This window comes from Filobacillus milosensis, from assembly GCF_004402015.1.
In the GTDB taxonomy this organism is placed as follows: Bacteria; Bacillota; Bacilli; order Bacillales; family Alkalibacillaceae; genus Filobacillus; species Filobacillus milosensis.
This window is the reverse complement of sequence record NZ_SOPW01000003.1, coordinates 1-13,544: the sequence shown is the minus strand read 5'-3', so window position 1 is coordinate 13,544 and position 13,544 is coordinate 1. Positions and strand designations below refer to the sequence as shown.

Genomic DNA, 13,544 nt, shown 5'->3' with positions numbered 1-13,544 from the left:
TGTTTATAAATTTAATTGTGAGAGGATATCTTGAACTATTTCATCTGTTGTTAATTCATCAGTTTTAACAATCATAGATGAAACATCAAGGTATAGTTGTTGACGAGTGTTAAATAACTCTTCTCGCTCTTTATTCGACTGTTGCCATAACGGTCGAGACGCATCACTTTCTAAGCGTTTTAAAATAGTATTAAATTCAGTTTGTAAAAACACGGTATCAAATCGCTTTTTCAGACCTTCGCAATTTGCTTCTCTTTTAACAATTCCACCACCTGTAGCTACAATTACATCGTTGAAATCATAATTTAATATAATATCGCTCTCTAACTCACGAAAATATCCTTCCCCATAATGATTAAATAATTGAGGGATGGACATGTTTGTATGTGCTTCTATCATTTGATCAGTGTCCAAAAATTGAACACCTAATTTTTTTGCCAATGCCTTCCCAGTTGTTGTTTTTCCTGAACCCATAAAACCAACTAATGCTATTGTTTTCATATTTTCACCTACTTAAAAGGAGGATTTGAAAGTGGATAACCCTGAACTTCATTCTAATTCTATTTTAAATGAAGCCATCCATAAAGGGGCTACTGATATACACTTTAACCCAAAAACGGATGATGTCTCAATTTATTTTCGAATAAACGGTTATCGATGGTTCTATAAAGACCTTCCTTATGACGCGTACCATTCGTTAATCAGTTATTATAAATTCATATCAGGTATGGATATAGCTGAAAAACGTATCCCTCAAAATGGCACCATATTACACCATGTTGAGTCGCAGCCTTATGATTTAAGATTATCCACCTTACCAACTAAACATATAGAAAGCCTAGCCATTCGTATATTATCAAAAGATTATTACCCAAAACTTAAACAATTATTTCTTTTCCCCTCACAAGGTACACGCTTGTTGGGGTGGATAAAACAGAGAGCTGGTATGATTTTATTTACTGGACCAACTGGCTCTGGAAAAACTACAACAATGTATGCATTACTAAAAAGTTCCATTGAACATTATGGCTTTCAGGCTATAACGTTAGAAGATCCTGTTGAACAATCCATCCATGACTTGTTACAAGTTCAAGTAAATGAAAAGGCTGGGTTCAATTATGATGTAGGATTAAAAGCAGCCTTGCGTCATGATCCAGATATTATTATGGTTGGAGAAATTAGAGATGCTGAAACAGCGAGATTTGCACTCAGAGCTGCCTTAACTGGACACTTAGTAATGAGTACCGTTCATGCTAAAAGTGCCTATGGAACCATTTCCAGACTGAATGAAATGGGCTTGAGCAAAGCAGATCTAAAAGAAACTATTATTGGCATTGCGTCTCAACAGCTTGTACCTATTAAACAAATACAGTCAAAACAATCAAGAGGCCGGGCTGCTATAGCTGAACTTCTAACTGGAGATTACCTTAATAAAGCACTAGATGGATTCCCGCCGGAAAGTCGTAAAGGTTATCAAACCTTTGAAATACTAAGGAGGAAAGCCTATGCGCTTGGCTATACTTCCCTTTCGTTATAACACCTTCCCTATTAAAGAGCAAATAGATTTCTTAGACCGCTTATCTAGACTTTTAATTAAACAGTATACTATGAAACAAGCATTAGAATTTATGAAGTATGACCCTCAATTTAAAGTCATTGCTAATGAATTTTCAAATCTTCTTCAAAAAGGAACCACGATTGATGAATGCTTTAGAAAACTATCTTTCCATCCAATAGTAATTTCATTTATCAATTTTTCAAATGAATCAGGACATATCAGTGAGCACATTATTAACTGTAACCGTTTATTAAAGATCAAAGCAGAGTTCCAAAAGAAGTTTTTAGATGTGCTAAAGTATCCCTTACTTTTAATATTTATCAGCGTTTTGATCATTATTGGTCTAAACATTTATTTGATGCCCATGTTCAAAAATACGTTTAATACATTCGGATCAGCTGACGCATTAAAGTTCTTTCAAATGATTGTCCATAGTATTAATGTTTTCACCACTATTCTTTTGATGTTATTATTTTTCCTCATAGCTACATTGGCTTACATGAAGAAACAATCAATCCCTAAGAAAATTCGTGTAATTTCACAACTCCCAGTTATTAAATACTACTATAGTTTACTCATAAGCTTACAATTTTCCTATCAGCTTTACGCACTGTTAGAAAGTGGAAAGACCATTCAAGAATCATTAAAACTCATTAGAAGTCAAAATGAATTAAAACTAATTAGTTACTTTGCCAAGATCATCGTGGTTAACCTATCACATGGAAAATCTCTGTATGAATCATTTAAATCATTATCCCTCATACAAGACGAAATGAAGTGGCTGATCAACAGAAGTGATGATACTGGAACTCTTTCTAGGGACCTTTATCATTACGCTAACCTTTTGCTGGATGTTTTAGAAGATAAAACACGAAAAACATTATTAATGATTCAGCCTATTTCTTTCGTCGTTGTCGGTGCAATAGTAATTACTATTTACATTTTAACTATTTTTCCTGTGTATCAGCTCATGAAACACTTATAAAGGAGCAAAACTATGTTGAATAACCAAAAAGGATTTACGTTAATAGAGATGTTAATTGTTTTGTTAATTATATCTGTGTTACTAATTATAACCATTCCTAATGTAGTTAAATATAACACTTTAGTTGAAGACAAAGGGTGTGAAGCATTTGAGGATATGGTGCAGTCGGAGGTTCAACTTTATAAAATTGAAAAAGGTGTGTATCCAACAACCATTACTGATATTGAAGGAATCGACACCTCTACAAAAAACAGTTGTACTGACTGGACGGATATAACAATAGGTACAGATGGAGTAGTTTCCATTGGTTCTTCTGGTTCGTAATCAAAAAGGGTACACCCTTATAGAGATGTTAATCGTTTTAATGATAGTTATGATGATTACAACAATTTCCATTATTTTTTTCAAAGTTGATCAACCAGAAGATCCAGTCAAACAATTCTTAGACTCCTTCGAAAAAGATATCTTTTTTATGCAGCAATACTCTGTAACAAATCAAAAATCATTATCTCTAATCTTTAATCGTAGCGAAAATTATTATTACATTACAGATATACAAGGCAATACTAAATTAATTATCAGGCATTACAATCCTCAAATAAAAGTTGACCTCTATTCCTTCAGCGTACCATTCAGATACAACACAACAGGTCTTCCTCTTAATCCAGGTTCGTTTTTTGTCATTTATAAAAACAAAGCCTATAAAGTCATCTTTCCATTTGGGAAGGGAAGGTTTTATGTCAATGAATTGTGAGAAAGGATATATTTTAACAGATTTATTACTTGCACTAACCTGTATCTTAATGATGACAAGTATTCTACTCCCATTCATCAGTCGAATTGCATCTATACAACAAGATTACCAGTTAACTATTCAAGCAGAAGAATTACTCAATCAAGAAATATTAGAACAGTTGGTCAACGAACCAACTCAAAGCGTCGAATATCCCGTTCAACATAACCAAAATATTTATTACTTTGAGTTTCAATTAGACGAAAATAAATATTTCACATGTATAGCTTGGACCAATACAAAACAAGAAGAAAAGAGAATATGTAGATATGTACCTGCTACGTAGCCAAAATGGCTTTACATTGTTATCAACACTATTAGCATTATCTATATTAATCAGCTTAACTCCAATGTTGCTTACATTAGTTAAATTAGTTGTTCAACTTGATACACCTTATACACTATCTGAGATGGAAATGAGACAGTTTCATTACTTTCTTGCTGCAGAGATGAATCAAGCTAAAGATATTGAGGTTCAATCGAATTCTATTCATATAAACAATTTTGAAGGAGAAACTGCAACCATTGACCTTTATAACAAATTAATTAGACGAAGAGTTGACTATTCAGGATATGAAATCTTATTAAGAGAAGTAAGCGAATTTAAAATACAACAATATAACAATAATTTATTTACTATTACCATCATTAGGAGTGATGGTCATGAATATACGAAGGCATATGTTTATTAAATTATTTATCTCAAATGAAAAAGGAGCTGTTTTTCCTTATGTTTTAATTGTCATGATTATCTTATCGTCTTTTTTATTAACACTATATGAGTTGGAACAATATCAACTAGAACAAACCAAAATGTTAGAAGAGCAACAATCGCTCCAGAACATTATTCAAATTGCGATCCATGACTTTGATGCAAAGCAAGAAGAATTGCTTATTTCTAAAGATGTACAGTTGATTGAATTTATTTACCAAACAGGTCAAGCATGTATAGAATATTCCTTAATTGATGACAATACCATTAAACTCAAACTTTCGATTACAACAAACAATTATAAAAGAGATCGGCCATTCATTTATTCAACAAAAATAATGTATAAAAACGATGATAACTTATTATAATAATGATTGTGTATTGGGCCATGGCCAAGCGGTAAGGCAACGGTTTTTGGTACCGTCATGCGCTGGTTCGAATCCAGCTGGCCCAGTCTTTTTTATTTTTATAAGGAAAATCTTTCATTTGTACAAAATTTGTTCATTTACAATTAAATTGGATTCCGATATAATGTTTTTGATAACGTTCCTGCACAAAGGAGGAAAAAGACATGCCAAGAATGTTTCGCGTAATCGCATTTTGGACAGGGATTTTTACGGCTATGTTCTATGCTGGTGGTATGAATCAATTATCACTACTATTTTTAGCGCAAACAGTTTTCTTTTTAGGAATTGGATACTTAAATCTTTCTGAACGTCTTTATATGTATATCTTTGGCGCTTACTTAACAGTTTTCATGGTAGGTTTTACTTACTATGTTACGTTCATCTTAGAACCTGGATTTGCGCACTAACAAAAAGGATGGCTCATTCATTGAGCCATCCTTTTTTCATTATCTCTTTATAAAAATGGATTCAATTGTTTTTCTTGTTTTACAGTAGTCTCTGGTCCATGCCCTGAATAAACAATAGTATCATCCGGTAAAGACATAATTTTTTCATTAATACTTTCAATTAATTGTTGGTGATTACCAAAAGGTAAATCCGTTCTGCCGATACTGCCGTTAAACAGAGTATCTCCAGCTATTAATATGTTATCATTTTCAAACCATAATGAAATACTCCCTGGAGAGTGTCCTGGGGTGTGAAAAACTTCAAATTCAAACTCTCCAACTTTACTTTGACCTTCTCCTATCGTATACTCAGGTAATTTAGATGATTGAATTTTTCCTACCCCAAATAATTCAGAGCCGTTAAGTGATGCATCTACAAGCCATTCTTTTTCCGATTCATGCATATAGACAGGAATGTCATACTTTAGCCTTAGGTCTTCTACTGCTCCTATATGATCAAAATGAGCATGTGTAAGCACTATAGCGACTGGAGTTAAACTTTCATTCTCCAGCTCTCTCCTTAATATGTCATAGTCACCACCAGGATCAACGACTAAACAATTATTTTGGTTAGATAATAAATAACAATTAGTTCCTAACATTCCTAATTGAAGATCTTTAACATTAATGTTCACAAAAAGTTCCCCCAATTTACTATGGATTTTTATTAATATCACTCGACAGTATTATTTTTTTTGTATAAAATATACTAGAGAAAGAAACGTCAATAAAAAATACTTAAACGTAATTTAATGAACAACTTTGTAATTTCAAGGAGGCAACAACATATGGTATTAGGAATTATGTTTTTCTTTGTAGCGATACTAAGTGCCATTGCAGTGTTTAGAGAGTTAAAAAGACGTAATGTTTTAGCAATCTTATTTGCAGGTGCTTCGGCAGCAGTTTTTGGTTGGTTTTCAGTAATGACTATTTATTCAGAGATTATGAATATGTTATCAGGTACAACTCACTAATACCCTAACGGCTAACTTATGTTAGCCGTTTTTATTTTTTAATTCCTCAAAATCGACAAGTTGCATTTTTTCATTATAAAAAAATCTGTACATGACTAATGATACGATAATCGCGCTTATGGATACAGTGGAGAATATACTTATGGATATAACCAATTGATATTTTATTGCGACGATCGGTGGAACTCCTCCTAATATTAACCCCGTCATCATTCCAGGCAATTGTACAAGTCCGATAGTTTTTAACTGATCTATATTCGGAATTAATGCTGCATTTAATGTACGCCTTACGGTTATGTGAGAAGCTTGCTTAGGAGTTGCTCCAAGTGATAAGGCTGCTAAAATTTTTCCTTCATTTGTATTAAATTCTGCTTTCATTCTTTCAAGAGATAATCCCATGGCTACCATACTATTACCAATCACCATACCACTCATTGGAATAATTTCTTCTGGTGTAAATGATACCATATCAAATCCTAGCCACAGTCCTAAAACAAAGATTTCAATAGTCACTAGCCCTAAAAGTATAGTTAAGAATGCATTGGGTAGCTCCTTCCCTTTTTTTCTTGCATGAAAAGTAGCTATTGTAATCATGACACTTAACATAATTGGTATACCAATTAACGGAGGTAAATCAAATAAATACGTTAATATAAGTCCAATTAAGAAAAGTTGAACGGCACCTCTAACAGAAGACCATAGAATATCTTTTTTTAGTCCTAATTGATAAAAATATGAGATTGTAAAAGGAATCATCACAAATACAATCAACACAAGCAATGAAAAATTGGAAACATCTCTCTCCATGTCTACCTCCTATTGGTTTGCTGTGAAATTTTTAAGCGAATCGGTTTGAGGGTGTTCAATTAAATTAGGTAATTTTCCAGTTTCTACAATTTTTCCACTTTCTAAATAAATCCCTTTAGTTCCTAATCTCATAGCTTGTTTTAGATTATGAGTAACCATAATAATGGTTAATTGCCAAGCATCCATAAGTTTTAATAAGTCTTCCTCAATGGATTCAATATTTTGATCATCTAATGCGCTAGTTGGTTCATCAAGTAATAATACCTTTGGTTTATTGGCTAATGTTCTAGCCAATGATACTCGCTGTTTTTCTCCACCCGATAAGTCTTCAACAGGTTTATCTAAATAAGCCTTAGGTAAATTAACATAATCCAGTAATTCATCAACAAACGCTTCATCCCACTCGTTAAACATTTTAGGACCATACTTTAAGTTATCTATGACTGTTTCTGAAAAAAGGTATGGTTGTTGTAATACAAGGCCTACATCTTTTCTTAATTTTGGGATATTATAATCTTCAATAGGTTGCCCTTGATACTTTATTTCACCAGAATCAGGGTCTTCTAACCGGTTAAAAAGGTGTAATAAAGTTGATTTCCCAGACCCAGATGGTCCAAAAACCATAACGCGGCCCCCTTGATTCACCGTTAAATTTATATTTTGTAATACACGTTTATTGACCTCAGATAGCTCAAATACATGATTAGACACGAAGTCATCTCCACCTTGCCGTTAGTTATATAAATAACCATACTAAAAATAGAAGGGCTGCTCAAGTAACAAGCAACCCTTCATGATTTAGCAATTATTCTTTTTCCTCTGTTTTAATTTCTCCGCTTTCAAAATCGTAGAAGCGAAGTAGATCACCATATATTAATTCATTAGAGTAATTTAATTCTTTCGTAGCCTTTTCTCTAATATCCGTACAATTTTCATCTTCTACCGGCTCACCTGACTGATCGTAACAAATTCCTCCAGCATAGACAAAGTTTTCTCCAACCACCTGGCCATCTCTGAATGCAATAAAGTCTTTTCGATCTTCAACAGATGCAAACATATTATTACCAAACACAATGTCTTCTTGTTGTTCAATTCCTAAGAAATTAAGAATCGTTGGTTTATAATCAATCTGCCCTGTAATTCGAGATAATGTGCGATCGTCGTCATGCCCAGGGATATGAACAATAAATGGTACTCTTTGTAGTTTAGCATCTTCAAACGGTGTAATTTCTTTACCTAGATATTCACCTAAATCATCATAATGATATGAAGGTATGCCATAATGGTCTCCACCAATAATGAAGATGGTATCTTCATAAAGACCTTCTTCTTTCATTTTCTTAAAGAAACCTTCAATTGCTTCATCTGTATAACGCACAGTTTGGAAGTATTGGTTAAGTGTTACAGAATCTGAAGTATAAGGATCTATTGTTGCTTCTTCATCTGGAATATCAAATGGAAAATGGTTTGTTAAAGTTATAAGTTTTGCATAATAAGGTTGTTTTTGTTCTTTAAGAATATCGACTGACTGGTTAAAGAACATTTTATCATTAAGTCCCCAACCGATTTCATCTGATTTATCAAATTCAAATGATTCAACATCGAAAAATTTATCATAACCTAAATTCTCATACATCACATTTCTATTCCAAAAGCTTCCGTTATTCGCATGAAAAGCAAATGTGTTATATCCTTTTTTCTTTTTCAGAATTTCAGGTAAAGCATAATATTCATTCTGAGCATGCGTATAGAAAGCAGCACTATTAGGTAGAGGATATAAACTATTGTCTAATAGAAATTCATGGTCAGATGTTTTCCCTAAAGGTGTTTGATGATAGTAATTTTCGAAGTAATAACTATCATCAATTAAATCATTTAAAAATGGGGTAATCTCTTCACCATGCAATTTCTTATTAATGACAAATTGTTGGAAAGATTCCGCAGCAATATAAACAATGTTTTTACCCTCTGCTATGTTTTCTAAATTTATTTCTTCATTTGCATTTTGTTGGTCTTCATCTTGCACGCTTTTCTTCACATATTCCTCAATTTCATTTAGCTCTGAGCCGTCCGCAAAAATTCGTTTTGAGTGAGTTGACGCTGTAATAAACGCATCATAGGCATGATAAGTAAATACACCAACATTTTTAACTAAATATTCTCTGTCAAAACCACGTTTAAATAGCATTGGACGTTCAATCTCAGCCATTACTAAGTTTAAGACAATTGCTGACATAGCAACAGTTACAATTCGACGCTTGAACAACGTAGAGAATTTTTGAACTGGAAATATTTGCTTTTTGCTTAGAATAAATAAAACAATTACATCGAGGACTAGAAACACATCAACAAAATGTACCAGTGATAAGATACTTGTTCCTAGATCAGCAGCATTGCTAGCCTGGAATAATGTCGGTAGTGTTATGAAATCCGTAAAATTACGATAATACATTAAGTTAAATATTATAATAAATGATAATAGAATGGACATTGTTAAAATATATTTTCTTTGGCGTTTTTTATTAAACCAAATTGCAATAGAAAATATAAAGAAGCTAATAACAAATGCATTGATAAATAGTATTATTTCTTGGAAAATTGATTCGATTGATAAATTGAAATAAAAACGATAAACGACATATGTCTTTAATCCAAATAAAATAGCAGCAACTATAAATAATGGTATATGTTTAAAGCGATTCATGATATAGCCTCCGTCTTCCTTTCTGTTGTCTTTCCCATTTCTGATGTCTTTTCACATTGATTAGACGTATCAAAACCATAAAAGTTTCATAAAAATACGTTAGTATTATATGATATACCCGCAAACTTAAATATTATAACATCAAGTTCCTAATTTTATTCTAGGTCTTTCTTCTCTTTTTTTATAATTAAGCGAGCACTCATATAATCTTCGCGGGTTATTAGGCCATTATCAAACAACGCATTAATTTCATCTTCCATTAAATGTAGATCTGCTTTTTTGTTGCCCACATAAACAAATACACCAAATCTTTTAAGTAATTGTCTAACATCTATCATTGTTTCCATAGTATCTGTCATTCCTTATTAAGATTACTTAACTCTTCATTTAATTGTTTAATTTTTTCATCATTTGGTTTTATTTTGAGAGCCTTTATTATGTGTGACTCCGCTTGGTCAAGGTTATCCTCTTCAATATACAGGATGGCTAAATTATAATGCCCTTCTGCAAAGTCGGGATTTAATTTAATTGCTTGTTTAAGGTCTTTTTTAGCAGCAACTATTTGTTCCAAATTTACATACGCAATTGATCGATAGTAGAATAAATAATCCTGTTCAACACCTGATTCAATTGGTTCATCAAGTATGTCTAAAACTTTTTCAAACTTTTGTTCTTCAAGGTATTGATAAGACATTAACCCTAAAGTTTCAGGTTTCACTGATGAATATGCATTATTAGTTCCAAAAGAAAACATGACAATGACAGCCGCAACAAATATTGTTAAAGCTATTAACTGTTTAGACCACGATTTCCTTTTGGGTAGGTGGACAATTTGAGATGCAATTAAACCACCTATTAATCCACCTATATGCGCACCATTATCAATTTGAGGTACTGATACGCCAAAGACTATATTAATTCCAATAACTAATAGCAAATTCATACCCATTGTACGAAAGAAAATATCTTTATAATGAAAACCAAAAAATAACAAAGCCCCGAACAATCCAAAAATTGCTCCTGATGCACCTGCGGCTACCGAATCATTGGTTGCATAACTGGCTAGCCCGCCAAAAATTCCGGCAAGAAAGTATATAAAAAAGAAACGTGTGGTTCCATATATTTTTTCTGTTAAATCACCTAAGTAATAAAGAGCAATCATATTCATTAAAATATGGAGCATACCAATATGCAGGAACATCGAACTAAATATTCTCCACCATTCACCATCTGCAATGGCTGGATTATACTTAGCCCCCCAATTAATTAAATCAAGGGTATTCGTCGTACTCCCGTTCATCTCTAACAACAAAAAAATTAAAATATTTGCAGCAATTAATAAGAAGGTTAAACGATTTTTACCAAAGGAGAACACTTCTTGTATCTCTCGTTGTTTTTTATATAAAGATGCTTGTAATTTTTGTTCTAGATAAGGCACATGTCTTTCTAGTTCTTCAGAATGTGAAAGGTTATCTACTAAGTTTGGGTTACCCTCATTAATGTGCATAATAAAACGTTCCCACTCTTGTTCACGGTTGTGTTGATCTAAATAATACACTGAAACGTTAGTGGGTTTAGAGTGTTTTACCTTATTAGTATTTATTAAGTGTTCCCAATCATCTACTGGATTTAAATCAGCTATATAAACGAAGTGCATTTGAATTTCTTTACCTTTAAGGAATTGTTTTTGTCTTAATAAAGCTGCAATCCTTTGTTCTATGTCACGTTTTAAGTGATTAGCCCAATCAAATGTTTGCTGCTTAAAACGCAGAATCTTATTCACTCGTTTATCGTATTTCTGTAAAACGTATTCATCCCGATTCTTTGATGTATATATAATGCGATAGTTATGATCTTCAATTAGATGATCAATCGCTTTTAATAAAATAAACCTCTCTTTGATAAACAAAGTAACAACTCCTAACCCACCCAAAACAACCTATCATTTAATTATCAATACATTATTAATTAGTTATAACATCAGCAATTTCATTAAAGCTCATACTATTATTTAATTGGTATTCACCAAGTTGAATTTGACGACTATAATTATTTTGTTCCAAATAATTGTTAAACTCATCTGCATTATCTATAATTTGTGCTGTTTCTAATTCATTAGCGATATCGATTGAAGTCATACCACTTTGGATATTAAGTGTAAAAGATTTATTGTTGTCCTCGGTCTCTTTTTCTTCATCATTTTGGGTTCCCGCATTTGATTCATTATTTTCTTCTGTATTTTGTTCTGTTTCTGATTTTTCCTTGTTATCTTCATCTTCTTTTTTAGATTGTTCTTCTTTTATCTGTGCAATTTCATTCTCAAGTTGCTGTTTTTCCCTAAGAATTTCATCGTATTCTGAAGAACTAACCACCGCAAACCCTTCATCTTTTAAGTATTCTTTAGCTTCTTGAGTAGATAATGTGCTCTCTGATTGAACGGTCTCTTCCTCTTCTAACATATAGAATATACCTATGATTAATGCAGCAGTTATGATTCCTATAGAAAAAGATTGCACCACAGTTCTCATGCTTAAAAATCTCCCTCAAAACATTATTTAAATGCTTCATTTTTATTTTGTTGATTAACGATCACTTTTATATCTTCTTGTCTTAAACCAGTTTGATCTTCTATTTGTTTCATGGAATACCCATGTTCATATAATGATTTTACATTCTTTACAATTGCAGGTTCTTTATCGACAGACTTCGAACCGTTCGTTTGTTGTGTTTTCATTGTCTGTCTAATATTTGATAAATCAATGGAATCGGTTAACAATTCCTCTTCTAATACCTTTACTTTATTTTTCAAAACATAACTATCTTGCAAAGTTGAAATTGATAATTGTTCAATTTGATTTTCTAATTCATCAAAACGATTGCTCATAAAAAATGAACTTATTAACAATACTATTCCCACACTTAATAACGTAACTATGATGTATAACAAGCTCCTCACCTCTCACCAACATTCTAGTAAATAGTTTAACATTAACTATATCGAAAGAGAATGCTTTTAATTTATGATTTCGTCCTTGAATAATTAATTCACATTTGGTATGATAATGTAGTCAAAAATGATTGTAAATGCAGAAATGGAGGGATTTACATGCGTGTACAAGTAACGTTAGCATGTACTGAATGTGGTGACCGCAATTATTACACTACTAAAAATAAACGTACGAACACTGAGCGTATTGAAATGAAAAAATATTGTCCAAGAGAAAATCAACATACGTTACACCGTGAAACGAAATAAAACAGTAGGGTCTCCTACTGTTTTTTTATATGTTTAATTCTAGTAGTTTCAGGAGAGTGGAATCTTGTGTATAAAGAAACTTTTCGTATTCTAAGCAAACGATTGTTAAGGCAAATTACAAAAGAACAGAAAAAGGAATACTTAAATGATATTTCTAATCGTCTATACCTCTCAGAATGGTGGATGAGCTCCGACGTTATTGCTCTAACAATTGCGAGAAAAATCGAATTGGAAACATTGCCAATTATAGAAACGGCCTGGAAGCAACAGAAAACTGTCGTTATTCCAAAATGTTATCCAGATCAAGACCATTCCATGAACTTTTATAAGTTTACTAACCAGCATGAGTTAGAAAATGTTTTTTTGGATTTGTATGAACCTAAAGAAGATAAACAGAAGCTCGTACAACCCTCAGAAATTGATCTAATCATTGTTCCTGGGCTTTTATATGATTATCAAGGTTATCGTATTGGCTACGGTGGAGGTTATTATGACCGCTACCTGTCGAAATATAGCAATGCTAAAATTTCAATAGCTATGGAACAACAATTGGTTAAACATTTACCTCATGATCAATATGACCTGCCGGTAGATGGGATCATTACTGAAAAAGATACTTATTACACAAACGTATAACTCTAGACACAAAAAGAAATGCCTACATTGATGGAGGCCACTGAAAAACTGTCAGTTTTTCAAGAAACTTAATTGTGAGCTAAAAAAAATAGCTGTTTCGGATTTCTAAATGTCCGAAACAGCTATTTTTTGGTATAAGTTAGAAATTTGTATTGTTCTTTTATGTTTTAAGTTTTAGTATACGTTTTACATTAGCGGTGAAAATTGTCATCGCACCTTGTAAATGCATGCCTTCAAGACCCGAAGATGAAGAGACCTCATATCCG

General features: G+C 32.4%; 20 protein-coding genes and 1 tRNA gene. 12 read left to right on the top strand and 9 right to left on the bottom strand.

Features of this window, described 5'->3' with window-relative positions:
- Nucleotides 1-3: 3 nt before the first annotated feature.
- Nucleotides 4-501: a shikimate kinase gene (locus E3U55_RS03110; RefSeq protein WP_134338877.1), complete on the bottom strand. Its 498-nt coding sequence runs from the start codon at nucleotides 499-501 to the stop codon at nucleotides 4-6.
- 31 nt (nucleotides 502-532) lie between these two features.
- Here E3U55_RS03110 and comGA point away from each other — a divergent pair, with 31 nt between their 5' ends.
- From comGA to E3U55_RS03065, 9 genes are all read left to right on the top strand, one after another.
- Nucleotides 533-1,537: a competence type IV pilus ATPase ComGA gene (gene comGA, locus E3U55_RS03105; protein ID WP_134338876.1), complete on the top strand. Its 1,005-nt coding sequence runs from the start codon at nucleotides 533-535 to the stop codon at nucleotides 1,535-1,537.
- A complete protein-coding gene (locus E3U55_RS03100; protein WP_134338875.1) occupies nucleotides 1,506-2,543 on the top strand; it encodes a type II secretion system F family protein in 1,038 nt (345 codons plus the stop codon). The genes comGA and E3U55_RS03100 overlap by 32 nt, the downstream gene beginning before the upstream one ends.
- 12 nt (nucleotides 2,544-2,555) lie before the next feature.
- Nucleotides 2,556-2,867: a competence type IV pilus major pilin ComGC gene (comGC, locus tag E3U55_RS03095; RefSeq protein ID WP_134338874.1), complete on the top strand. Its 312-nt coding sequence runs from the start codon at nucleotides 2,556-2,558 to the stop codon at nucleotides 2,865-2,867.
- The gene (comGD, locus tag E3U55_RS03090) at nucleotides 2,848-3,297 is read left to right on the top strand and encodes a competence type IV pilus minor pilin ComGD (RefSeq protein ID WP_134338873.1); all 450 of its coding nucleotides are present in this window, start codon (nucleotides 2,848-2,850) and stop codon (nucleotides 3,295-3,297) included. Before comGC ends, comGD begins: the two co-directional genes overlap by 20 nt.
- The gene (locus tag E3U55_RS03085) at nucleotides 3,287-3,622 is read left to right on the top strand and encodes a hypothetical protein (RefSeq protein WP_134338872.1); all 336 of its coding nucleotides are present in this window, start codon (nucleotides 3,287-3,289) and stop codon (nucleotides 3,620-3,622) included. The genes comGD and E3U55_RS03085 overlap by 11 nt, the downstream gene beginning before the upstream one ends.
- Nucleotides 3,606-4,028 carry a competence type IV pilus minor pilin ComGF gene (gene comGF / locus E3U55_RS03080; RefSeq protein ID WP_134338871.1) on the top strand — a complete coding sequence of 141 codons (423 nt, stop codon included), beginning with the start codon at nucleotides 3,606-3,608 and terminating at the stop codon, nucleotides 4,026-4,028. Before E3U55_RS03085 ends, comGF begins: the two co-directional genes overlap by 17 nt.
- Nucleotides 4,000-4,416 carry a hypothetical protein gene (locus tag E3U55_RS03075; protein ID WP_134338870.1) on the top strand — a complete coding sequence of 139 codons (417 nt, stop codon included), beginning with the start codon at nucleotides 4,000-4,002 and terminating at the stop codon, nucleotides 4,414-4,416. Before comGF ends, E3U55_RS03075 begins: the two co-directional genes overlap by 29 nt.
- A 14-nt stretch (nucleotides 4,417-4,430) precedes the next feature.
- Nucleotides 4,431-4,502, top strand: a tRNA-Gln gene (locus E3U55_RS03070).
- Between the two features lie 117 nt (nucleotides 4,503-4,619).
- On the top strand, nucleotides 4,620-4,862 hold the full coding sequence (locus tag E3U55_RS03065) for a DUF2626 domain-containing protein (RefSeq protein WP_134338869.1): 243 nt from the start codon (nucleotides 4,620-4,622) through the stop codon (nucleotides 4,860-4,862).
- 47 nt (nucleotides 4,863-4,909) lie between these two features.
- On the opposite strand, the gene E3U55_RS03060 is transcribed toward E3U55_RS03065, so the two are convergent.
- A complete protein-coding gene (locus E3U55_RS03060) occupies nucleotides 4,910-5,536 on the bottom strand; it encodes an MBL fold metallo-hydrolase (protein WP_323740395.1) in 627 nt (208 codons plus the stop codon).
- A 153-nt stretch (nucleotides 5,537-5,689) separates the two neighbouring features.
- Between E3U55_RS03060 and E3U55_RS03055 the strand changes: the two genes are divergently transcribed.
- A complete protein-coding gene (locus E3U55_RS03055) occupies nucleotides 5,690-5,875 on the top strand; it encodes a DUF2759 domain-containing protein (protein WP_134338868.1) in 186 nt (61 codons plus the stop codon).
- 21 nt (nucleotides 5,876-5,896) lie between these two features.
- Here E3U55_RS03055 and E3U55_RS03050 read toward each other — a convergent pair whose 3' ends face one another.
- The 7 genes from E3U55_RS03050 to E3U55_RS03020 form a co-directional block, all read right to left on the bottom strand.
- Nucleotides 5,897-6,682 (bottom strand): ABC transporter permease, encoded by a 786-nt coding sequence (locus E3U55_RS03050; protein ID WP_134338867.1) that lies wholly within the window; start codon nucleotides 6,680-6,682, stop codon nucleotides 5,897-5,899.
- 9 nt (nucleotides 6,683-6,691) lie between these two features.
- Nucleotides 6,692-7,393 (bottom strand): ABC transporter ATP-binding protein, encoded by a 702-nt coding sequence (locus tag E3U55_RS03045; protein WP_134338866.1) that lies wholly within the window; start codon nucleotides 7,391-7,393, stop codon nucleotides 6,692-6,694.
- 94 nt (nucleotides 7,394-7,487) lie between these two features.
- The gene (locus tag E3U55_RS03040; RefSeq protein WP_134338865.1) at nucleotides 7,488-9,386 is read right to left on the bottom strand and encodes an LTA synthase family protein; all 1,899 of its coding nucleotides are present in this window, start codon (nucleotides 9,384-9,386) and stop codon (nucleotides 7,488-7,490) included.
- A 155-nt stretch (nucleotides 9,387-9,541) separates the two neighbouring features.
- Nucleotides 9,542-9,733: a YqgQ family protein gene (locus E3U55_RS03035; protein ID WP_134338864.1), complete on the bottom strand. Its 192-nt coding sequence runs from the start codon at nucleotides 9,731-9,733 to the stop codon at nucleotides 9,542-9,544.
- A gap of 8 nt (nucleotides 9,734-9,741) precedes the next feature.
- Complete coding sequence (locus E3U55_RS03030) at nucleotides 9,742-11,295, bottom strand: rhomboid family protein (RefSeq protein ID WP_134338863.1); 1,554 nt, start codon at nucleotides 11,293-11,295, stop codon at nucleotides 9,742-9,744.
- 55 nt (nucleotides 11,296-11,350) lie between these two features.
- Nucleotides 11,351-11,914, bottom strand: a complete 564-nt coding sequence (locus E3U55_RS03025) for an endolytic transglycosylase MltG (protein ID WP_134338862.1) — start codon at nucleotides 11,912-11,914, stop codon at nucleotides 11,351-11,353.
- 23 nt (nucleotides 11,915-11,937) lie between these two features.
- A complete protein-coding gene (locus tag E3U55_RS03020) occupies nucleotides 11,938-12,333 on the bottom strand; it encodes a hypothetical protein (RefSeq protein WP_134338861.1) in 396 nt (131 codons plus the stop codon).
- A 159-nt stretch (nucleotides 12,334-12,492) separates the two neighbouring features.
- Between E3U55_RS03020 and rpmG the strand changes: the two genes are divergently transcribed.
- Together rpmG and E3U55_RS03010 are read left to right on the top strand one after the other, a co-directional pair.
- Nucleotides 12,493-12,642: a 50S ribosomal protein L33 gene (gene rpmG / locus E3U55_RS03015; protein WP_134338860.1), complete on the top strand. Its 150-nt coding sequence runs from the start codon at nucleotides 12,493-12,495 to the stop codon at nucleotides 12,640-12,642.
- A gap of 66 nt (nucleotides 12,643-12,708) precedes the next feature.
- Nucleotides 12,709-13,278: a 5-formyltetrahydrofolate cyclo-ligase gene (locus E3U55_RS03010; RefSeq protein ID WP_194840807.1), complete on the top strand. Its 570-nt coding sequence runs from the start codon at nucleotides 12,709-12,711 to the stop codon at nucleotides 13,276-13,278.
- Nucleotides 13,279-13,544: the final 266 nt, after the last annotated feature.